This is a genomic window from Oceanobacillus polygoni (assembly GCF_008304605.1).
In the GTDB taxonomy this organism is placed as follows: domain Bacteria; phylum Bacillota; class Bacilli; order Bacillales; family Amphibacillaceae; genus Oceanobacillus; species Oceanobacillus polygoni.
Map to the genome: position 1 here is coordinate 76,806 of NZ_PIJY01000023.1, position 22,238 is coordinate 99,043.

Genomic DNA, 22,238 nt, shown 5'->3' on the forward strand with positions numbered 1-22,238 from the left:
CAAATGTACAGGAAAAAAGGGTAGCTTTCACTTGAATAATAAACCGGTTACATATATTATAAGGATATAGGATTTAAATAGTTTGTTTGATAAACAAACTATTTAAATTTTTAAAAGGATTTGAATTTTTTAATTATACAATTGTATTGTTTGAAATTCCAATGGTTTTCGATGCGTGGTTTACATCAAGTTCGTCATGTTGGGGATTGCTATTATAAGCGTAAGCGCTAATAGATTGTATATATTTTTTTAGATGCCCTACGAGGTTTAGTTTCGGTAAGGCAGATGGTATAATAAACTATTGACGAGGATAAACCAGGGTTGAAAAAACACAGTGTCCCATGTGAGCAATGAAAGGGATCAACTTATGGTTGTATCACGTGTAGATGAACGAAGTAGTTCGGTTTTAATATCTAGTGTTAGAGGAATAGAAGGTATAAAACCTTACTGGAATAGGGTGTTAGGAAAGCGTTATAACATATTGTGTATGTATTTTTAAAAATAAAGATATAAAGGAAGGTAATAAGATGTCACAACAACAAATTGGTGTTATCGGTTTAGCGGTAATGGGGAAAAACTTAGCTTTAAATATTGAAAGCAGAGGATATTCTGTAGCGGTATTTAACCGTTCTTATGAGAAAACAGAGGATTTCCTAGCAAATGAAGCACAAGGAAAGAACTTTGTTGGAGCGAAGACCATTGAAGAATTTGTTAATTCACTAGAAAAGCCTCGTAAAATTCTATTGATGGTAAAAGCAGGAGCAGCAACGGATGCAACAATTGAATCTTTACAACCTTACCTAGAAAAAGGCGATATTCTAATCGACGGCGGAAACACGTTGTTTGAAGATACGATGCGCCGTAATAAAATGCTTGATGAAACAGGTATCCACTTTATTGGAACAGGAGTATCAGGTGGAGAAGAAGGCGCCCTAAATGGCCCATCGATGATGCCTGGTGGACAGAAAGAAGCTTATGAGCTTGTTGCCCCTATCTTTGAAGCTATTTCTGCAAAAGTAGACGGCGATCCGTGTGTGACATACATTGGACCAAATGGTGCGGGTCACTTCGTAAAAATGGTGCATAATGGAATTGAATACGGTGATATGCAGTTAATTGCAGAAGCGTATGATATTTTAAAAAATGTACTTGACATGGACGCAAAAGAGCTTCATGAAGTATTTACAGAATGGAACAAAGGTGAGCTTGACAGTTACCTAATTGAAATTACTGCAGATATCTTTACAAAAACAGACGACGAAACTGGAAAACCTTTAGTAGATGTCATTATGGATAAAGCAGGCCAAAAAGGAACTGGAAAATGGACAAGTAAGAATGCTTTAGATCTTGGTGTTCCACTACCATTGATCACGGAATCTGTATTTGCACGATTCATCTCATCCTTGAAGGACGAGCGTGTGAAAGCAAGTAACCAATTATCTGGTCCAAGCGTACAAAAACACGAAGGTAACCGCGAAGAGCTTATTGAAGCGGTTCGTAAAGCACTATATATGAGTAAGATTGTTTCTTACGCGCAAGGATTTGCTCAAATGCGTGCAGCTTCAGAGGAAAATGGCTGGGATCTTCAATATGGTGATATTGCGATGATCTGGCGTGGTGGCTGTATTATCCGTGCAAACTTCCTGCAAAAAATTAAAGATGCATATGATCGTGAACCACAATTAGATAACTTAATGCTAGACCCTTATTTTAAAGAGGTTGTGGAGAACTATCAATCTGCATTACGTGAAGTTGTTGCGTTAGCAGTTCAAAACGGAATTGCTGCACCGACATTCTCTAGTGCGGTTGCTTACTATGATAGCTATCGTACAGCTGATCTACCAGCAAACCTAATTCAAGCACAACGTGACTACTTTGGTGCACATACGTATGAGCGCAAAGACAAAGAAGGTACGTTCCATACGAACTGGTTTTAATCTGATATTAATGAAATAACAAAACGCCCTAATCGATTGATTAGGGCGTTTTGTTTTAAGTAATTTAGTTATCATCAATCGTAAATGTAACTTCCTGGACATCGAGGAAATGTTGAATCGCAAGTGCACATGCTCCTTGAACAATCGCATTTCTGCCTAAGTCAGATAGGACAATTTTACGATAGACACTAACAGAAGATTGGAGATTATTCTCGATTTCCTCTACAGCATTCGGGTATAAATGTAATAGCTCACTGTTTAAGACTAATGTTTCTGGATTATAGGAATTAATCATATTATTAAGCCCAATAGAAACATAGTTAATAAATGTTTTCATTTCTGCAATCGTCGTGGGGTCTTTTTCTATTATTAATTGCTTCAAATCCTGATGGGTTAAATTTGGACGATCTAGCTTTTCTGCAAGATTTGAGAATACAGCAGGTTCTGCCGCATAAAGCTCCCAACAGCCATGATTACCGCATTTGCAGGCTTTACCAAAAGGAGAAATAATCATATGCCCGATTTCACCAGCATAACCATCATGCCCTTTAACAAGATTACCGTTGTTCATGATTCCAGCACCAATACCAGAACTAAGGACAATGGCTAATAAATTGTTGCTGTGATGATGCTTGTATACTCTTTCAGCATAAACGGAAAGGTTGGCAGTATTTTCGATTGAAACATTGACATCTAATTCAGGCTCTATATCCAATTTTAAATCTTTGTTTTGCCATTGATATCTTGGAACGAAAAGAATGGATTGATCATTATTCACCGTACCGTGAACACCAATAATTGTTTGGACCAGTCCATAATGACAGTTAGCATATTTTTTCTTGTATTTTTTAATCTGTTTGATTAAAATGTTTACGACTTCTTCATATTCTTCTGTATCAAGCTGAGTGGTATTTGTTTCCATTACATTCCCTTGAAGATCGGATATTCTATATTGAATTTCCTGATAATCAAGGTCAATTCCAAGTACATATCCTGCTTCTCCATTAATGGAGAGCATAATTGGGCGCCTTCCAACAGCATTATGTTCCTGCTGTGTTTCACAAACGAGCTTTTCTTCCAGTAGATCGACGACCTGAACCGAAATGGTTGCTTTATTCAATCCAGTAATCTTGGAAAGCTCGGCCCTAGATATGAAACCGTGTTCAATTATTTTTTGTAAAATGATGCTTCTGTTTATTTTTTTGATATAAGCTCCATCGCCTGTAACCATGATGTTTTCCCCCTTTGTCATAACGAAATGAGAATTATGTATAAAAACATGTTATTATTTGTTTAGTAAACAAATAATAAATCATTGCAAAAAAAATAAAAATCTGCCCACTATTGTGTTTTGTTTGAAAAGGCTTTCAAAAATGTTTTACATAAGTAATAATTCTATTATAACAAAAAAAGGAGATTTGGGAATGAAAATTCTATATTTTGATTGTTTTTCTGGTGTAAGTGGAGATATGACGATTTCATCTTTGGTTGATGCGGGCGGTGATCCGATTCATTTGGAGAGTGAGTTAAAAAAATTGGGCATGGAAGATGAATATCAGTTAAAATGGAATAAGATTGTTAAAAATGGCATCACGAGTACGAAGTTTGATGTTGTACTTTTAAACGATGAAGAACATCATCACCATCATGATCATGCGCATAATGAAGAACATCACGACCATCATGATCATGCGCATAATAATGAACATCATCACCATCATGATCATGCACATAACCATGGACATCATCATGACCATAGTCATCGGTCCTATAAAGATATTGTAAAGCTGATTAAAGAAGCGGCCTTCTCTGAACCAGTAGAGGAAACAGCATTAAAGATTTTTAAGAAAATTGGAGAGGCAGAAGGGCGTATTCATGGAATGCCATTAGAAGATGTCCACTTTCATGAGGTGGGCGCAGTAGATTCCATTATAGATATTGTTGGAACAGCTGTATTGCTCCATCAGATGGAGATTGATTCCGTGATAGCGGCTCCAGTTCCTGTTGGAAGCGGGAAGATACGAATTGATCATGGGGTATATCCAGTACCAGCGCCGGCTACATTGGAGATTCTGCGTGGTGTACCAATTGCTGCTAGTGAGCTGAAAGCAGAATTGACAACGCCTACAGGAGCGGCGATTATCGCAGTTTTAGCAGAGGATTTTGGCAATGTGCCGACGATGAAAGTGAATGCAGTAGGATATGGAGCGGGTACGAAAACCTTCCCAGATCATCCAAATGTATTGCGAACCATTATAGGTGAGAGATATTAATAGAAGAGAGGGGAATAACGATGAAAATTGCATTGATTGCCCATGATAAAAAGAAAACGGACATGGTTCAGTTTACACAAGCTTATAAACATAGTCTGGAAAAACACGAGCTGTTTGCAACCGGTACGACGGGATTGAAAATTACGGAGAACACGGGCCTGCCCGTCCATCGTTTTCAGTCAGGACCACTTGGAGGAGATCAGCAAATTGGTGCAATGATCGCGGAGAATAAAATGGATATGGTTATTTTCTTCCGCGACCCACTGACAGCTCAACCACATGAGCCGGATGTTTCGGCATTAATGCGCCTATGTGATGTGTACGCTGTTCCGTTAGCCACTAATATGGGAAGTGCTGAAGTGTTCATTCACGGTTTAGAGCGAGGCGATTTGCAATGGCGTGAAATTATTGCTGATAACCGAAGCGAGTAATAGCTAAATGAAGGTTTCGACCAGTGAATATCAGTTGACTGTAAAAAACCTTCATGTTATGCTTTCTATATAATTTGTTTGGTAAACAAATTAATTAAAATGCTTTTTGAAAGGGATTACAAACCTTGGTTTTATAGATAGTAACGTACAAAACTATCTATTTTCATAAGTGTAGCGAAGGCAACCGAAAAACTTACAAATGCCAAGTTTTCATATAACAACCAAAAGGTGTTTATCCTCAGATGATAGGGAATTATAGTATGTAGTTAGTTGTTATATATAAATTTATTCTGAAATGGAGTGAATCGCTTTATGAGCATTTTGCAGGAGTTATTACAGGATATTCCTGTACCAAAAATGGCAAAAGTGAAGCAAACGTTTGACCGCACAAAAGAGGAAGACGTTGTTGGAACATTACAGGCACAGCTAGAACAGGTTAAAGATACTGTAAAGCCGGGCATGGAGATTGCTATTGCTGTTGGGAGTCGTGGCGTAGATCGACTTGTTGATTTGACTGCAGTAACTGTTAAGTTTCTACAAGACTTAGGGGCAAAGCCTTTTATTGTTCCCTCAATGGGAAGTCATGGAGGAGCGACAGCGGAAGGGCAGAAGGCCGTACTGGAGCATTTAGGTGTTACAGAAGAGGCGGTAAATGCAGAAATTCGCTCTTCTATGGAAGTAGTCAAAATTGGCGAGCTTCCAAATGGTTTACCAGTTTACATTGATAAGCTTGCCTCACAGGCAGATGGCATCGTTGTCATTAATCGTGTAAAGCCACATACAGCATTTCGCGGACCTGTAGAAAGTGGCATCATGAAAATGATTAGCATTGGTCTAGGAAAGCAAAAAGGAGCGGAAGCATGTCACCAATTAGGCTTTAAGCATATGGCTGAACACGTTCCTGCAATGGCTAAAATGACGATGGAGAAAATGCCGATCATATTCGCTGTAGCAACAGTTGAAAATGCATTTGATAAGGTTGCTAAAGTAGAAGTGCTTCGTCCAGAGAATATTGAAGCAAGAGAGACAGAGCTACAAAAGCTATCCAAGCAATTGCTTCCAAAGCTATTCTTTGAACAAATTGATGTACTCATCATTGATGAGATTGGTAAGAACATCAGTGGGGACGGAATGGACCCGAATATTACTGGTAGGTACCCGACACCATATGCACATGGTGGCCCGGATGTGTCAAAAATGGTCGTTCTAGATGTGACACCACAGTCAGAAGGAAATGCCAATGGGGTAGGAACTGCAGATTTTACAACAGAGCGACTTGTGAACAAAATGGATAAGCATGGAACATATGCAAACGGATTAACCTCTACTGTTGTTGGACCGACACATATATCAACAACGTTGCCAAATGATAAAATGGCGATTCAGTCTGCTATCAAAACATGTAATATCCTTGACTTTACAAAGGTGAAATTAGTTCGAATCAAAAACACACTAGAAATAAGTGAAATAGAAGTATCCGAAGCATTCCTTGAGCATGTGAAGGAGCATCAAAATTTAGAGCAAGTTTCAGAGCTGTATGAATTTGATTTAAATAAAGAAGGAAATTTATTTTAATAAAAATTGGGGGAATTTGAGATGAGTAATTTATTTGATTTAACAGGTAAAATCGCAGTTGCAATCGGTGGAAACAGTACACTAGGCGCTTCCATGGCAAAAGGACTTGCTGCACAAGGGGCAAAGTTAGCAATTGTTGGTCGTAATTTGGAAAAAGCAGAAGCAGTTGTAAAGGAAATTGAAGCAGATGGTGGAGCGGCAAAAGCTTTCCAAGCAGACGTTAGTGATTTGGAATCCGTAGAAAAAGCTGCAAAAGATATTGAAGCATGGTCTGGTGGCTGGGATATCGTTTTAAACGCTCCTGGTAAAAATAGCTCTACACCGTTTCTTGAACTTGAAACGGATGAGTGGGATGACATTATGGATGTAAACTTACGCGGGCTTGTATTCGCTACACAAATTTTTGCTAAGCGTATGATTGAGCAAGAGCGTAAAGGAAGCATTATCAATATTTCATCTGTATCCTCAACAACACCATTGTCTCGCGTATTTACGTATTCAGCATCAAAAGCTGGTGTTAACAGTGTAACGCAATATTTGGCGAAGGAATTTGCACCACATGGTATTCGTGTAAATGCAATTATTCCAGGCTTCTTCCCTGCAGAACAGAATCGTAAAATTCTGGATGAAGCTCGTATTGAATCGATTATGAATCATACACCAATGGAGCGATTCGGTGAACCGGAAGAGCTACAAGGTGCGGCAGTTTACCTTGCATCTGATAAAGCGTCTGGCTTTGTAACTGGCTCTTTACTCCGTGTTGACGGCGGTTACGGGAGCATGACAATATAAAGAGATGAGGGGGCTCCTAAAGAGATGCGGAGCCTTTGGTTAATATGGTCTGTAAAGGATGAGATTGCTTTGAAAAGAAAATTAGTTATTGGACTGGACATAGGGACGACAAGCGCAAAAGCTGTCGTCTTTGATATGAAAGGGAAGTTAATTGCAGAAGCAGAAGAAATGATTGAAACATATTACCCGCGAGCAGATTGGGTTGAACAGAGTCCGAAAGAAGTAGAAGCTGCTTGTTTAGTAGCGATGAAGCAGGTTGTAAAAAAAGCGAATGCAGATCAGGATGAGTTGCTTGCAACTGGGATATCTTGTGCGATGCACTCGCTCATTTGCATGGATGAGCAGTTCGAGCCATTATCTAACATGCTTATTTGGTCTGATGGAAGAAGTAGTAAACAAGCAGAAGAGCTGATGCAATCGGGGCAAGGGAAAGAAATTTATGCTCGTACTGGAACACCGATTCATCCGATGACACCGTTGATGAAGCTTCTTTGGATGCAGGAGAACAACTACGAGCCTTATGAAAAGGCAGCTTATTTCATGACAATGAAGGAATACTTGTTGCAAAAATGGTTTGGCAAACGTGCCATCGATTATGCAATGGCATCTTCTACCGGTTTAATGAATGTGAAGGAATTAGATTGGGATAGCGCTGCACTTGCTGCTACCGGTGTTAAGCGTGAGCAGCTCTCTACGATTGTTGCTCCAACAGAGACGTTTACAAGCCTTGATGCACAGATTGCAGCGGAAATTGGAATTACTAGTGATCATCCATTTGTAATTGGAGCTGCTGATGGCCAATTAGCTAATCTTGGAAGTGGTGCAACAGCACCTGGAGAAGTAAATATCTCCGTTGGTACGAGTGGAGCAATTAGGCAGTTTGTTCAGGGAGCGCCAGTTAATGAGGTCATGGAAACATTTACGTATGCCTTTTCGGAAGAACGTTCCATTATAGGCGGGCCAACGAATAATGGTGGAATTGCGTTGCAATGGTTTAAGGATCTCATTGAATTTACTGGAACACATGATGAATTGCTTGCAGGTGCAGAAGATATTGAGCCAGGAGCAGAGGGAATTATTTTTCTGCCTTATGTAAACGGAGAGCGCGCACCGCTTTGGAATCAAAAAGCAAGAGGAAACTTCTTTGGACTAAGCATCGGGCATAAAAAAGAGCATATGACGCGTGCTGTATTAGAAGGAATCGCATTCAATATTTATCAAATTAGCAAGTCATTAGAGAAGATGGCAGGAGAATCGAAGAAAATCAGTGTAAATGGTGGGCTATCCAAATCTGAGCTTTGGGTACAAATTCTCGCTGATATTTTTGGTAGTGACATTTATATCTCGGATACACATCATAACGCCGCGTGGGGAGCTGCTTGGACGGCTTTAGTAGGCATTGATGAAGCTGATAACTTTGATGGAATTAAGGAGAATATGCCAGCAGAAAAAGTAATCCATTCAAACAAAGAAAATCATGAGATTTACTTAAAAATCTTTGAAAAGTATGAGAAAATGGTAAGTGACTTAATGGTGTATTTTAATTAAAATCTTTTTGTTAACTGTGTTGCTTTTTATATCGAATATGAAAGAAAGTGCGAACTATCTGCTGTGGTAGGAGCAACTGTCGCCGTCCCCGGACTGGTTAGAACAAGGCCATTGTTCAGTGTATTCTCCTAATATTGAGTATGAGCACTAAGCAAGTACCCACCATTGCACATTAGTTCGCAGTTAATATTTTTATGTTAGGAAACAATTTTTTTGAAGATGTTCAAATTAGTCCTATCAATAGATAGGAGTTGCAAGGCGAGGTAACGTGATGGATGAAATTTTAAAACAACTTCAAGATGGAACGATAAGTATCGAACAAGCAAAGGAACAATTGGCTCCATACGAGAACCTAGGCTTTGCTAAGGTTGATCATCATCGCCCAAAAAGGCAGGGATTTCCAGAAGTAATTTATGGCGAAGGAAAGACTGTCGAGCAAATCCAAGCAATTATCCATGCGATAAAAGCAAAGAATAATAATATACTTGTTACGAGAGTGGCGAAAGAAAAAGCTGCTCCTATATTAGAGGTGCATCCAGAGCTACATTATGACGAAACAGCAAGGCTAATTTATTGGAAGCGAGAGGTTGCTCCAGCTAATGTTGGCCAAGGGTATATTGCAGTTATCTGTGCAGGAACATCAGACTTGGAAGTAGCAGAAGAAGCGGCAATTACAGCTGAGGTGATGGGGTGCAATGTCCGTCGCATTTATGATGTTGGTGTTGCTGGAATTCACCGCCTACTTGATAATTTAGAAGAAATTCAGCATGCAACGGTTTCAATTGTAGTGGCAGGAATGGAAGGAGCACTTCCAAGTGTTGTTGGAGGGCTCGTCTCTCATCCGTTAATTGCTGTACCAACAAGTGTGGGCTATGGAGCTAATTTCCAAGGACTCTCTGCGTTACTGACGATGTTGAATAGTTGCGCATCCGGAGTTAGTGTAGTCAATATTGATAATGGCTTCGGTGGAGCGTATAATGCCGTTTTAATCGATCGCTTAGCGAATAAAGCGTAATGCAAAGAAGGTGTATTGATGAATTCCTATCGACCTCCAAATGAAGAGCATATTGATAATCACATGGTAAAAATGGAAGTTAATCTAGATGATATTTCTGGTGAGTGGCTAGGATATGTAATGGACATGCTTTTTAACGCTGGCGCAAATGATGTGTTCTATACACCCATTTACATGAAAAAAAACAGACCAGGCGTATTACTTCAACTGCTTTGCCGCGAGGAAGCAATAGATGAGATGAAGGAAATCTTGCTACAGGAAACAACAACGCTTGGTATTCGTTATTATCCATTAACCGTTCATCGGATGGAGCGGATTTTTATAACAGTGAATACGAAGTGGGGACCTGTTACAGTGAAACAGGGAATTCGGAGAGGGGAAGTTTTCCAAAGTTCTCCAGAATATGAAGAATGTAGACAAATTGCAGAAACCCATGCTATTCCGTTGAAGCAGGTTTATGAGGAAGTTTGGAGTCAATTAAAAAAAAGTGATGGATAATCATAATTCTTTACCCAAATCATTTCCTTCGTTTCAGGATGTAAGCTTTTAAATAAATAGATTAAAAAGACCTTAAAGATGCCTTTTCAGTGCATCTTTAAGGTCTTTTTATAATTAGTTAACTCGTTTTATGTTAGAGAAAGGTAGTATTTTTTAAAAAAGGGGGTGCAAACAGTAAGAAGAATTAATCCCCAAAATAAAACGTTAAAAACACTTGTCATTCTAAACGCTTACAACTATAATAGTTAATGTTGTTAGTTTGTTTACTATACAAATTAAATATTCATGCTAATGTGATAATATACAATATTAAGACAGTTTTATTAATGCAACTGATTAAATTGAGGTGATATCAATGAAAGCGATTAGAATCCCGGAAGCACATATCATTGAGATCTTGGATATTCCGGTACCTGAGCTAGAGAAAGATAATGAAGTGAAAGTAAAAATAAAACGCGTTGGAATTTGTGGATCGGACATGCATATTTATCATGGTACAAACCCACTTGCAACGTACCCAAGAATTGTTGGGCATGAAGTGACAGGCGAAATTGTTGAAGTTGGTTCTGGGGTTTCCAAAGTATCTGTTGGAGATCATGTTGTGATTGAGCCAATTACTTACTGTGGTGAATGCTATGCATGTAAGAATGGGAGACCAAATGTATGTAAAGAAGTCTCTGTATTTGGTGTCCATGAAGATGGGGGCATGCGAGAATTTGTTGTTTTAGAAGATAGACAGGTTCATAAAGTAGATTCCGAAATTGATTGGGATGAGGCAGTAATGGCAGAGCCTTATACAATCGGTGCCCAAGCTACATGGAGAGGGAATGTTGAAGAAGGACAAACTGTATTTATTCAAGGAGCAGGACCTATTGGTATTACGGTTCTAAAATTAGCTAAGCTCCGTGATGCGACGGTTATCATTTCTGATTTTACCAATGAACGTCTAGCGTTTGCGAAAGAAAATGGAGCAGATTATACGATTAACCCATCTGAAGATGATGTAAGTGGTCAAATAAATGAAATTACAAATGGGGAAGGTGCCAATGTTGTGATTGATGCAGTTGGTGTGCCGCAAACATTCGAATTAGCGGTTGAGGTAGCTTCACCTGCAGGTAATGTTGTTACATTAGGGTTCAATGCAACTCCATCATCAATTGCAATGATGCACATCACGAAAAAAGAATTAACAATCGCTGGTTCAAGACTGCAAACAAATCAGTTTGGAAAAGTGGTAGAGCTGATTAATTCTAAAAAATTAACGCATAATGGCCTTGTGACACATCGTTTCCATGTCGATCAAGTAAAAGAGGCATTTGAATTTATTGAGAAAAACCCAGATAAAGTAAGAAAAGCAGTTATTGAATTTGAATGATTAGAAAAAAATAAAGGCTTTAGCCATTAGCTAAAGCCTTTTAAAACCCAGAATGAAAACGGGTTCATTACACATCTGAGTGAAGACATAAGGGGAGAGAAAGTTATGCCATTACTAATTGTTGCGTTGGGTATTGTTGTATTACTCATCTTAATTATGAAGTTTAATTTGAATACATTTATTTCATTAGTTGTTGTGTCATTCTTAATTGCATTGGCACTAGGAATGCCAATCGATCAAATCGTTAAAACGATTGAAACTGGAATGGGAGGTACACTGGGTGGTATCGCATTAGTATTCGGTCTCGGAGCAATCCTCGGGAAATTGATTGCAGATGCAGGTGGAGCCCAGCGTATCGCAATGACGTTAATTGATAAATTTGGAGAAAAGCGAATCCAATGGGCCGTTGTAGCAGCTGGATTCATTCTAGGTATCGCATTGTTTTTCGAAGTAGGTCTTGTATTATTAATTCCAATTGTTTATCAGATTTCCAAACAAATTAACATTTCATTCCTTTGGTTAGGAATGCCGATGGCGACAGCTTTATCTGTTACGCATGCGTTCCTGCCGCCACATCCAGGCCCAACGGTTATTGCGCAAGAATATGGAGCAAACGTAGGGATGGTATTGGTTTATGGATTCATCATTGCTATTCCGACTGTTATTATCGCAGGACCACTCTTTGCGAAGGTTGCAAGGAAGTACGCACCATCAGCATTTGAGAAAACGCCTACAGGCAGTATGGCTTCAATCGGTGATGCGAAACAATTTAAATTAGAAGATACACCAAGTTTCGCGATTAGTGCTTTTACAGCATTATTCCCTGTTATTTTAATGGCGATTTCAACGATTGTATCGTTATTAAGGGATCCAGAAACGGACAATGTTTTCTTTGATTTTGTGGCGATGGTTGGTGCACCGACTACGGTTATGCTTATATCCGTATTGCTTGCAGTATACACAATGGGTGTCGCACGTAAGATTCCAATGAAAGACCTAATGAAGTCTGCCGAGAATTCAATTGCAGCTATTGGGATGATGTTATTAATCCTTGGTGCTGGTGGTTCATTAAAGCAAGTATTAATCGATGGTGGTGTTGGTGATTATGTTGCACAGATCTTCGAAGGAAGTACGATTTCACCATTAATTCTAGCTTGGTTGATTGCGGCTTTAATTAGACTTGCACAAGGTTCTGCAACTGTTGCTGCGTTAACAACAGCAGGTCTTGTTCTTCCAATGATGGTAGGTACAGATGTAAATGTAGAGTTAATGGTACTTGCAACTGGTGCTGGTAGTATTATTGCCTCTCACGTAAATGATACTGGATTCTGGATTGTGAAAGAATCCTTTGGTTTAACGATGAAAGAAACATTTGCAACATGGACAGTACTCGAGACACTGATTTCTATTTGTGGTCTAGTGTTTGTGTTAGGGTTGAGCTTGTTTGTTTAAGGAATTTTGGAAAGGCTTTGGGTTCGTATCCCAAAGCCTTTTTTAGATTAAAAATAAATTGCTTTTAAAGGGGTTTAATATCGAGTTTAGTTCTCAATTTAACAATGAAGGTGGGGAGCTAAAAATAACTGATTAAATATTTTTGAAGGCATATTACCGGTTCTGTTATCAAGATGAAACGTTTAAAAATTGTTTGAGGATGAAGTTAGAGGTAATATGTTACATATTGATACGTGTGATTGTTAATATGAGTGGAACGGTTTATTCATTGGAAATGAAGTAATAGACGAGCTAGGGGTGTTATGTTGGGAAATCAAAATATACTGGAAAATAATATTCGGATTAGAGAAAATAAACATAAAGATAGAAATTTAGTCGAGAAGCACTATCACCAAATCCATCAAATCCTATATGTATTGGAAAATAGCGGAGAGATTATATTGAATGATCAAGTTCATCCATTTACACAAGATTGTTTAGCATTTATTACCCCGTATTCTCCTCATTCCATTACTTCTGATACAAAAATGACGGTGCTTGTTCTTGAGTTTGAAATGAGCGATTTTGGAAACGATATGAAAAAGCTACTTTATCAACATCATTTTGATGAAACTAGGTTAATAAACATGAATCTATTCACGGCTGGAAATGTTAGGCAGTTATTAAGAAGAATGCTTTACGAGCAATCACAGGGGAAAGCGATTAATCAAATGTCTATGAAGATTTGTTTATCTGAATTATTACTTATTCTTCTTAGAAATAAAAAAGAACCAAGTATAACGAATGCAAATACTTTTCGCGCGGAGCGCTTGCGTAAATATATGGATACACATTATTTTGAAGTTACAAATGCTACGGAGTTATCTCAAAAAATAGGAATCAGTACTCGCCATGTCAATACTATTTTTAAAGAACAATATAACACTACACCAATGAAATATTTGAATGAAGTACGTATGGAAGTGGCTAAAAAGTTACTAGTAGAGACAGATAATGATATTCCTTCCATCTGCTTTGAAATAGGTTTTGAATCACTTGCTACTTTCTATAGGAGATTTAAAGAATTCACTGGAGTCTCACCAAATAAATTTCGCTTAGAAAATAAGTTCTCTAGTTAAAAAGCATTATTTGAGAAACTATCAACCGAATAAATTGAATTTATGTAAGCGCGTTTAATATATGAATTGATTTAATCGTATTTCACAACGCGCTTATTTTTTATTTCCGAAAATGAGAATTAAATTCTTTGAATAATAAGACTTATCGCAAAAATGATTGTATGATAACGCTAAGAAATAAATTATTCAGGAGGATAAATATGAAAGTACATCAAATTGGGATTATTATGAACGGAGTAACAGGCCGTATGGGTACTAATCAGCATTTAATTCGCTCAATTGTTGCGATACGTGAACAGGGAGGAATTGAGTTATCTAGTGGTGATAAGATTATGCCTGATCCGATTTTAGTAGGAAGACGTGCAAATCGTTTAGAAGAATTAGCAAAAGTCTATCAGTTATCACGTTGGACAACAGATTTAGATGAGGCATTATCTGATGATTATAATCAAATCTATTTTGATGCACAAACAACTGTAAGAAGATCCGAAGCAATTCACAAAGCAATTGCAGCAGGGAAACATATTTACTGTGAGAAACCAACTGCAACAAATTTTGAGGATGCGATTGAACTTGCTCAATTAGCAACTGAAGCGGGAGTGAAAAACGGGGTTGTTCAAGATAAATTATATCTTCCAGGACTATTAAAATTAAAACGCTTAATTGATTCAGGATTCTTTGGGAAAATTCTTAGCGTTCGAATGGACTTTGGTTATTGGGTTTTTGAAGGAGACTGGCAAGAAGGTCAACGCCCATCTTGGAATTATCGAAAAGAAGATGGGGGTGGAATGATTGTCGATATGTATCCACATTGGAGTTATGTCATACAAGATCTTTTTGGGAAAATTGAATCCGTTTCCTGTATTGGAACTACTCATATTCCGGAACGCGTTGATGAAAGCGGTAATACATATACTGCAACAGCAGATGATGCAGCGTATGGAATGTTTGAACTTGAAAATGGTGTGATTGTTCAAGCGAATTCCTCCTGGGCAGTCCGTGTAAATCGAGATGATTTGTTTACGGTACAGGTGGATGGTATCGAAGGAAGTGCTGTGGCAGGTTTAAGAAATTGTAAAGTCCAGCATCGTGTTAACTCGCCAAAGCCAGTCTGGAATCCAGACATTCCAAATCCATTTGATTTCCAATCACACTGGAAAGAAGTACCAGACAACAAAGTATTTGATAATGCCTTTAAAGTTCAGTGGGAAATGTTTTTAAAACATGTTGTTGCAGACGAAGCCTATACGTTGGATTTATATAAAGGAGCAGAAGGGATTCAGCTTGCAGAAGCTGCACTGCAATCATGGAATGAACGTCGATGGGTTGCAGTACCAGGGGTTAAAAATAAGGTGAATGTGTAGGAGGTAGTGTTGGTGAATTCTATAAAATTGCCGAACAAAAACGGAGAGTTATATACGTATACACCACAAGATTCTGTTTCTGTTCATATTCCAGAGGTCCCATTTAAAAGCCGTATTGTTTATTCGGCAGCACATGTGGTTGCCAATCCGCTTGCAGATACAGACCCAATTCAAAACAGTAAAATTGATTGGGAAACAACTCTAAAATACCGCCACTATTTATGGTCTTTAGGTTTAGGTGTAGCCGAAGCAATGGATACTGCCCAACGCGGGATGGGGTTGAACTGGGAACATGCAAAGGAGTTAATAAGACAATCTGTAAAGGAAGCAAATTCTGTAAACGGATGGATCGCTTGTGGAGCTGGAACAGATCATTTGCTTCCGCATCCAAATTTAAAACTAGAAGAAGTCGAAAGAGCCTACGCGGAGCAATGTGAATTTGTTGAGAAACAAGGTGGTCGTATTATCTTGATGGCAAGCCGCGCCTTAGCTGCGTGTGCGAAGACTCCAGAAGATTATGAGCGCGTCTACCGGAATGTATTGAATGAGGTTTCCGAACCAGTCATCTTACATTGGCTTGGTGATATGTTTGACCCAGCATTAAAAGCTTATTGGGGTCATGAGGATGTCGATCAAGCGATGGATGTTTGTCTACAAGTGATTAAGGAAAATGAGAGTAAGATTGATGGAATTAAAATTTCTCTACTGGATGACAAAAGGGAAATATTGATGAGGCGCCTTCTGCCTGATAGCGTCAAAATGTATACAGGAGATGACTTTAACTATCCTGACCTGATTAAAGGGGATGAACAAGGTTATTCTCACGCCCTACTAGGAATCTTTGATGCAATTGCGCCTGCAGCTGCAAGTGCAATGCACGCACTGGATGCGAATAATATCGAACAGTATGATGCAATTTTAGAAAAAACCGTTCCATTATCGCGCCATATTTTCCAAAAACCGACATATGCCTATAAAACTGGTGTTGTATTTATGGCATATTTGAATGGCCATCAATCTCATTTTCGTATGATTGGCGGAGCAGAAGGGCAACGTTCCATCATTCATTTATCCGATTTATTCGTGATGGCAGATGATGCAGGATTATTAATGGATCCAGAGCTAGCTACAGAAAGAATGAAAAATGTCTTGGCTCAAGCGGGTGTTATGCAACCATCCAAGCAATTTATGTAACATAGTAGGGGGCGTAAGTAATGGCAGAAGATACATCCTTGTTAAAATACCTTAGTTTGAATCAAATTACAACGGAGCAGTGGAACCTAAAGGAAGCAGCTATCGGCTGTGCACAAGCAGAAGTTCCATGGATATCAATATGGCGTCATAAATTAGAAGTATTCGGAATTGCAGAAAGTAAACGAATCATAAAGGATACAGGCCTAGAGGTTTCAAGTCTATGCCGTGGAGGGATGTTTCCAGCAGCGACGGAGGAACAACGTCGGAAAAACTTAGACGATAATAAACGAGCGGTGGAAGAAGCCGCTGAACTTGGTACGGATGTGCTCGTACTGGTCTGTGGACCAGCACCTGATCGGAATATTGATTTGTCTCGCCAGTGGGTAGGAGAAGGAATTGAACAACTTGTTCCATTTGCTGAATCCTATGGTGTGAAACTGGGAATTGAACCACTTCATCCGATGTATGCGGCTGATCGTTCAGTAATCGTGACACTTGGTCAAGCAAATAAAATAGCAGAAGAGTATTCACCCGAACAAGTTGGGGTTGTTGTCGATGTCTTTCATGTATGGTGGGACCCGGAACTTTATAAACAGATTGCTCGTGCAAAGGAACGGATTCTCGGTTTTCATGTATCTGATTGGAATGTTCCAATTACGGATACTTTTAAAGCTCGTCGAATGATGGGAGATGGGGTAATAGAAATTCGTCGTATAAGAAAAGCGGTTGAAGAAGCGGGCTATCATGGACCAATTGAGGTTGAAATCATGAATCAAGACTTATGGGATATGCCTGGGGAGCACGTACTTAAATTGATGAAAGACAGTTTTGTAAAACATGTGTAAGAAAGGGTTGGAGAATAGTTTGATTCGCTATTCTCTTTCCTGCGTTCTGAAAGAATAAATATTTAATAGATTCAATGGTGTAATAATAAAAGATTTATTCGTGACGATAATATGACTTTTGATTTAGCTTATACAAAATAAAAAAGAATTTTTGTAAGCGTTAACAGTCAGGGTGAGGAGGAGTTATATGCATGGTAAGAGGAAAGACTTAATAGCTGGTGGTGCATTTTTAATATTGTTATTGATTGCAGTTGGTTTTGGTCATGATAATAAGGCATTAGGTGAAGTTAATGAGAATTATACAATTAAGTTCGCACATGTTGTCACTCCCTCTGTAGCAAAAGGAAAGGCTGCAGAAAAATTTGCAGAAATGATTGAAGAAAGGACAGATGGTCAAATTAAAGTTGAAGTTTATCCAGATTCACAGTTAGGCAGTGATAGAGAAATAACCGAACATATGCAATCAGGAACAGTACAAATGAACGCACCATTTACTGGGGTATTGCCAACTTTTGTGAAAGAGTTTGAGATATTTGATTTACCTTTTTTATTTGAAAGTAGAGAAGAAGCTTATCAAGCTACTAATGGAGAATTAGGTGAAGTATTAGGTGAAAAACTAGAGTCGCAAGGTTTACATTTACTTAATTTCTGGGATGGTGGTTTTAAGCACCTTACAAATTCTGTACGACCAATAGAAACGCCGCAAGATATAAATGGTTTGAAGATGAGAATATCACAAAGTCCACTTTTAATAGTACAATTCCAAGAAGTTAATGCCGGTGGTGTTTCTGTGGATTTTTCTGAATTATATACTGCCTTACAAACAAAAACAGTTGATGGTCAAGAGAATCCATTATCAAATGTTGTAAGTAAGAAATTCTATGAGGTGCAAGATTACCTTACCTTAAGTGGACATGGTTATATGGCGTATCCTTTAGTAATTAGTAGTGATTTTTATAATAAACTCCCAGAAGATTTGAAAGTTGCTGTAGATGAAGTTGCTCAAGAAGTTACCGATTGGCAATGGGAAGAGGCCCTAAAAGATGAAGAAGAGTACATGAAAGTTTTAAATGATTCCGATATTCAAATAAATGAACTATCTTCAGAACAAAAGAAAGCATTTAGAGAAGCGATGTCAGGAGCCTATGATAAATTTAGTGAGATGGAAGGTAGTAGCATATTGCTAAATATAATTGAAAATTAACGATTTCACAACTTCAGCATATTGTTGATTATTTTGTTTATAGAAGGTGGGATTTCTATGGAAAGAGTGAATAAATTTCTAAACAATATGGAAGAGTATTTTGCAGTAATTTCTCTTCTTGTAGCTTCTTTACTTGTATTTATTCAGGTTGTTTTGAGGTATGTTTTCAATAATTCTTTAGTTTGGTCTGAGGAAATTGCAAGATATTTAATTATTTGGCTAATTCTTATTGGTAGTAGTATTGCTGTAAGAGAGAAAGCACATGCAACTGTTGATGCAGTTGTAGCATTTTTACCACCATTACCGAAAAGGATTTTTTCTATTTTGGCTAATTTAATGGGAATAGTTTTTTGCTTTATTCTTGTAAGGTCAGGTACCATAACAGTTTCAAATGTGGTTGAATTTGGCAATGTTACTCCGGCCATTGGAATTTCTATGGCAATCCCCTATTTGTCAGTTCCGGTAGGAGGCGCTCTTATGCTTTACCGGTTCATACAATTACTTTTTGATGATTTTACAAGTCTAAACAAAAACGGGAAAATGAAATCCTCATCAGTAGAGGAGGGTGTGGAAAAATGATCATACTTATTTTTGCTATCTTATTAATAATTGGCGCTCCAATAGCAATAGCAATTGGTTTATCCAGTTTTATTGCCATGGTACAAGAAGGGATGTCAATGGATGTCTTTGCTAGAAATATTTTTTCAGGAATAGATTCTTTTACTTTAATGGCAATTCCATTTTTTATTTTTGCAGGAGATTTAATGTTAGTAGGTGGAACATCAAAGAGATTGGTTGACCTTGCAAAAAAACTAGTTGGGTGGGTCACTGGAGGTTTGCCAATTGCTGGGGTTTTATCGTCAATGTTCTTTGCCTCGCTTTCTGGCTCAAGTCCAGCTACTGTTGCAGCAATTGGTGGTGTAATGATTCCTTCGTTGGGTGAATCGGGATACTCTCGTAAATTTTCCATCGGGTTGATGACTGCTGCAGGAACTTTAGGAATAATAATTCCGCCAAGTATAACTTTACTAGTATATGGTTCCTCTGCAGAAGTTTCCATTAGTGATTTATTTATTGCAGGAATTATACCTGGTATATTTATTGGGCTAGTTTTGATTATTGTAAGTTTCATAATAGCAAAAAAGGAAGGTCATAAGCCAGAAGGTAAAGCTAGCGTACAAGAGTTATGGAGTTCTTTTAAATCAGCGATATGGGGTATCTTACTACCTGTAATTGTGTTAGGTGGTATCTATGTAGGTGTTTTTACACCAACGGAAGCCGCAGCTGTAGCGATTGTATATAGTTTGATTATCGGAATCTTTGTCTACAAAGAAATTAACTTCAAAAAGCTATTTGAAAGTACTAGAAAGTCTGTCATTATCTCTTCCATGATTATGCTTGTAATTGCAGCATCGAATGTATTTAGTTGGTACTTAACCTATGAGCAAATTCCTACAAAGCTTGCATCTATTTTTCTTGAACATGCAAATACACAAGTGATTTTTATACTAATGGTCATTGTAATTCTGCTAATTGTAGGGATGTTTATGGATACGAGTGCAGCAGTCCTAATCTTTGTTCCATTATTTCTACCGTTGGTTTATGAACTAGGGATAGATCCAATCCATTTTGGTATTATAATGATCGTTACGCTATCCATCGGGATGATTACACCACCATTTGGGCTAAACCTATTTGTGGCACAGGGGATAACCGGAGAGTCGCTTACAGAGGTCATAAAAGGAGCGTTCCCATTTATCATTGTTTTAATTATAACCGCAGTTGTAATTGCATTTATTCCGCAGATATCGTTACTTTTAGTCAATCTGTGAATCATTTATAATTAGATTATAAAAAGGTAAAACTTTTAAACAACCGAACCCGCTTTACAATGAATTTGGCTCATCAAATGAGAAATATTTATTGTAAAGCGGGTTATACGCAATAAATAGCAAGCAGATTGGATATTTTCGTTCCACAGAAAATGAAGGATTTATTATGAAGCGTCATAATAAAACTTAACTAGAGAGGCATCTACTAGGCATATAGTATAAAAATTTTATAAATTTCAACTTTACACTTGAAAAATAAAGCGGTTACATATACTATTGTAATATACTCTTATTTGTTTGTTCGTCAAACAAATTATAAAACAGACCAGAAAACAAAGATACATGTTCTAACTAATACTTAAAGATGAGAGGTTGATTAAAAATGAAAACGTTCATCACAGACGATTTTTTACTTTATAATGAGACAGCACGTGAGCTTTACCATAACACTGCGAAGCATTTACCAATTATCGACTACCATAATCACTTAAACCAACATGAAATCTTGCAGGATAAAAACTATTCAAATTTAGCTGAGGTTTGGTTAGGCGGTGACCATTATAAATGGCGTGGAATGCGTGCAAATGGAATTTCCGAAGATTATATTACTGGGAATAAAAGTGACTATGAGAAATTCCTTGCTTGGTCGAAAACGGTGCCAAATACGATAGGGAATCCATTATACCATTGGACACATTTGGAATTACTTCGCTACTTTGATATTGACGAGTTGCTTAACGAATCATCTGCTCCAGCAATTTGGGAAGAAGCAAATGCAAAACTTCAGGCACCAGAACTATCAACAAGAGCTTTATTAAAGAACAAAAATGTTGAATTTGTTGGAACAACAGATGATCCGACAGACGACTTAGAAGCACATAAAGCGTTGGCTAAAGAGGATATCTCGATTACTGTATCACCATCTTTCCGTCCAGATAAGGGCTTGACTATTGAAAATGACGACTTTTTATCTTGGGTGGAAAAGCTAGAAAAAGCTGCAAATATGTCGATTGATAACTATGGTTCCTTCTTAGATGCATTAGCGAATCGTGTCGATTACTTTGACGAGCAAGGCTGCCGTAGTTCAGATCATGGTATCAACGTCATTTTTTATGAAAAGGCAACGAAAGATGAGGTAACAGCGATTTTTGCCAAACGTTTAAAAGGTGAGGCATTATCGAAGGAAGAAGTAGAACAGTTTAAAACATATACATTAGTCGTGCTTGGTGAGTTATATGCGGATAAGGGGTGGGTTATGCAGCTGCATATCAACCCATTGCGTAATAACAGCACAAGAATGTTTAATCGAGTAGGTCCAGATAGCGGGTTTGATTCGATTGGTGATAATCTTCTTGCGGATAAACTATCGAATTTGCTAGATGCAATGGATATCCAAAACAAGCTTCCTAAGACGGTTTTATATAGTCTAAATTCACGTGATAATAACATTCTGGCTGCGATGGCCGGGAATTTCCAAACGGATGAAATCCCTGGAAAGGTTCAATTCGGAACAGCGTGGTGGTTCAATGACACAATCGATGGAATGGAAGACCAAATGAAGACATTAGCCAATATGGGACTGATTAGTAATTTTATTGGGATGTTAACAGATTCCAGAAGCTTCTTATCCTTCCCTAGACATGAATATTTCCGAAGAATTTTATGTAATTTATTAGGATCGTGGGTAGAAGAAGGAAAAGCTCCTAAAGATATGGCGTTACTTGAAACATATGTTAGAAATATTTGCTATGAGAATGCGAAGCGATTTTTTAGAGTTTGATCATA

The 22,238-nt window shown here is 38.0% G+C and carries 19 protein-coding genes; 18 read left to right on the plus strand and 1 reads right to left on the minus strand.

The window, feature by feature from the left end; genetic code table 11:
* Positions 1–527 precede the first annotated feature (527 nt).
* Positions 528–1,937, plus strand: coding sequence for an NADP-dependent phosphogluconate dehydrogenase (gndA, locus tag F1560_RS08895; protein WP_149474274.1), 1,410 nt, complete (start codon positions 528–530; stop codon positions 1,935–1,937).
* A 64-nt stretch (positions 1,938–2,001) separates the two neighbouring features.
* Here the strand turns inward: gndA and F1560_RS08900 are convergent, their stop codons facing one another.
* Entirely contained in the window at positions 2,002–3,168 is a 1,167-nt protein-coding gene (locus tag F1560_RS08900; protein ID WP_149474275.1) for an ROK family transcriptional regulator, read from the minus strand.
* A gap of 193 nt (positions 3,169–3,361) precedes the next feature.
* Between F1560_RS08900 and larC the strand changes: the two genes are divergently transcribed.
* The 17 genes from larC to uxaC all read left to right on the plus strand — a co-directional run bounded on the left by larC (position 3,362) and on the right by uxaC (position 22,233).
* A complete protein-coding gene (gene larC / locus F1560_RS08905; RefSeq protein WP_149474276.1) occupies positions 3,362–4,210 on the plus strand; it encodes a nickel pincer cofactor biosynthesis protein LarC in 849 nt (282 codons plus the stop codon).
* 20 nt (positions 4,211–4,230) lie between these two features.
* Positions 4,231–4,641, plus strand: coding sequence for a methylglyoxal synthase (gene mgsA, locus F1560_RS08910; RefSeq protein WP_149474277.1), 411 nt, complete (start codon positions 4,231–4,233; stop codon positions 4,639–4,641).
* Between the two features lie 312 nt (positions 4,642–4,953).
* Positions 4,954–6,216, plus strand: a complete 1,263-nt coding sequence (locus tag F1560_RS08915; RefSeq protein WP_149474278.1) for a nickel pincer cofactor-dependent isomerase, group 22 — start codon at positions 4,954–4,956, stop codon at positions 6,214–6,216.
* Between the two features lie 21 nt (positions 6,217–6,237).
* Positions 6,238–7,008, plus strand: coding sequence for an SDR family oxidoreductase (locus F1560_RS08920; RefSeq protein WP_149474279.1), 771 nt, complete (start codon positions 6,238–6,240; stop codon positions 7,006–7,008).
* A 69-nt stretch (positions 7,009–7,077) separates the two neighbouring features.
* On the plus strand, positions 7,078–8,556 hold the full coding sequence (locus tag F1560_RS08925) for a gluconokinase (RefSeq protein ID WP_149474280.1): 1,479 nt from the start codon (positions 7,078–7,080) through the stop codon (positions 8,554–8,556).
* 268 nt (positions 8,557–8,824) lie between these two features.
* Positions 8,825–9,571, plus strand: a complete 747-nt coding sequence (gene larB / locus F1560_RS08930) for a nickel pincer cofactor biosynthesis protein LarB (protein ID WP_149474281.1) — start codon at positions 8,825–8,827, stop codon at positions 9,569–9,571.
* A gap of 18 nt (positions 9,572–9,589) precedes the next feature.
* Complete coding sequence (larC2, locus tag F1560_RS08935; RefSeq protein WP_149474282.1) at positions 9,590–10,069, plus strand: nickel pincer cofactor biosynthesis protein LarC2; 480 nt, start codon at positions 9,590–9,592, stop codon at positions 10,067–10,069.
* 355 nt (positions 10,070–10,424) lie between these two features.
* Positions 10,425–11,444, plus strand: coding sequence for a zinc-binding alcohol dehydrogenase family protein (locus tag F1560_RS08940; RefSeq protein WP_149474283.1), 1,020 nt, complete (start codon positions 10,425–10,427; stop codon positions 11,442–11,444).
* A 105-nt stretch (positions 11,445–11,549) separates the two neighbouring features.
* Positions 11,550–12,896 carry a gluconate:H+ symporter gene (locus F1560_RS08945; protein ID WP_149474284.1) on the plus strand — a complete coding sequence of 449 codons (1,347 nt, stop codon included), beginning with the start codon at positions 11,550–11,552 and terminating at the stop codon, positions 12,894–12,896.
* A gap of 305 nt (positions 12,897–13,201) precedes the next feature.
* Positions 13,202–14,014 (plus strand): AraC family transcriptional regulator, encoded by an 813-nt coding sequence (locus tag F1560_RS08950; protein WP_187773672.1) that lies wholly within the window; start codon positions 13,202–13,204, stop codon positions 14,012–14,014.
* Between the two features lie 200 nt (positions 14,015–14,214).
* Positions 14,215–15,378, plus strand: a complete 1,164-nt coding sequence (locus F1560_RS08955; RefSeq protein ID WP_149474286.1) for a Gfo/Idh/MocA family protein — start codon at positions 14,215–14,217, stop codon at positions 15,376–15,378.
* A 9-nt stretch (positions 15,379–15,387) separates the two neighbouring features.
* Complete coding sequence (locus F1560_RS08960; RefSeq protein ID WP_149474287.1) at positions 15,388–16,572, plus strand: dihydrodipicolinate synthase family protein; 1,185 nt, start codon at positions 15,388–15,390, stop codon at positions 16,570–16,572.
* A gap of 20 nt (positions 16,573–16,592) precedes the next feature.
* Complete coding sequence (locus F1560_RS08965; RefSeq protein ID WP_149474288.1) at positions 16,593–17,417, plus strand: sugar phosphate isomerase/epimerase family protein; 825 nt, start codon at positions 16,593–16,595, stop codon at positions 17,415–17,417.
* Between the two features lie 187 nt (positions 17,418–17,604).
* On the plus strand, positions 17,605–18,621 hold the full coding sequence (locus tag F1560_RS08970; protein WP_149474289.1) for a TRAP transporter substrate-binding protein: 1,017 nt from the start codon (positions 17,605–17,607) through the stop codon (positions 18,619–18,621).
* 57 nt (positions 18,622–18,678) lie between these two features.
* Positions 18,679–19,200, plus strand: a complete 522-nt coding sequence (locus F1560_RS08975; RefSeq protein WP_149474290.1) for a TRAP transporter small permease — start codon at positions 18,679–18,681, stop codon at positions 19,198–19,200.
* Positions 19,197–20,453, plus strand: a complete 1,257-nt coding sequence (locus tag F1560_RS08980; protein ID WP_149474291.1) for a TRAP transporter large permease — start codon at positions 19,197–19,199, stop codon at positions 20,451–20,453. Before F1560_RS08975 ends, F1560_RS08980 begins: the two co-directional genes overlap by 4 nt.
* A 382-nt stretch (positions 20,454–20,835) precedes the next feature.
* The gene (gene uxaC / locus F1560_RS08985; RefSeq protein ID WP_149474292.1) at positions 20,836–22,233 is read left to right on the plus strand and encodes a glucuronate isomerase; all 1,398 of its coding nucleotides are present in this window, start codon (positions 20,836–20,838) and stop codon (positions 22,231–22,233) included.
* Positions 22,234–22,238 lie beyond the last annotated feature (5 nt).

Coding starts and splice junctions, on each gene's coding strand:
- F1560_RS08900 (WP_149474275.1), bottom strand. CDS start 3,168: ATGGTTACAGGCGATGGAGCTTATATCAAAAAAATAAACAGAAGCATC.
- mgsA (WP_149474277.1), top strand. CDS start 4,231: ATGAAAATTGCATTGATTGCCCATGATAAAAAGAAAACGGACATGGTT.
- F1560_RS08915 (WP_149474278.1), top strand. CDS start 4,954: ATGAGCATTTTGCAGGAGTTATTACAGGATATTCCTGTACCAAAAATG.
- F1560_RS08945 (WP_149474284.1), top strand. CDS start 11,550: ATGCCATTACTAATTGTTGCGTTGGGTATTGTTGTATTACTCATCTTA.
- F1560_RS08940 (WP_149474283.1), top strand. CDS start 10,425: ATGAAAGCGATTAGAATCCCGGAAGCACATATCATTGAGATCTTGGAT.
- gndA (WP_149474274.1), top strand. CDS start 528: ATGTCACAACAACAAATTGGTGTTATCGGTTTAGCGGTAATGGGGAAA.
- F1560_RS08980 (WP_149474291.1), top strand. CDS start 19,197: ATGATCATACTTATTTTTGCTATCTTATTAATAATTGGCGCTCCAATA.
- larC (WP_149474276.1), top strand. CDS start 3,362: ATGAAAATTCTATATTTTGATTGTTTTTCTGGTGTAAGTGGAGATATG.
- uxaC (WP_149474292.1), top strand. CDS start 20,836: ATGAAAACGTTCATCACAGACGATTTTTTACTTTATAATGAGACAGCA.
- F1560_RS08965 (WP_149474288.1), top strand. CDS start 16,593: ATGGCAGAAGATACATCCTTGTTAAAATACCTTAGTTTGAATCAAATT.
- larC2 (WP_149474282.1), top strand. CDS start 9,590: ATGAATTCCTATCGACCTCCAAATGAAGAGCATATTGATAATCACATG.
- F1560_RS08955 (WP_149474286.1), top strand. CDS start 14,215: ATGAAAGTACATCAAATTGGGATTATTATGAACGGAGTAACAGGCCGT.
- F1560_RS08920 (WP_149474279.1), top strand. CDS start 6,238: ATGAGTAATTTATTTGATTTAACAGGTAAAATCGCAGTTGCAATCGGT.
- F1560_RS08975 (WP_149474290.1), top strand. CDS start 18,679: ATGGAAAGAGTGAATAAATTTCTAAACAATATGGAAGAGTATTTTGCA.
- F1560_RS08970 (WP_149474289.1), top strand. CDS start 17,605: ATGCATGGTAAGAGGAAAGACTTAATAGCTGGTGGTGCATTTTTAATA.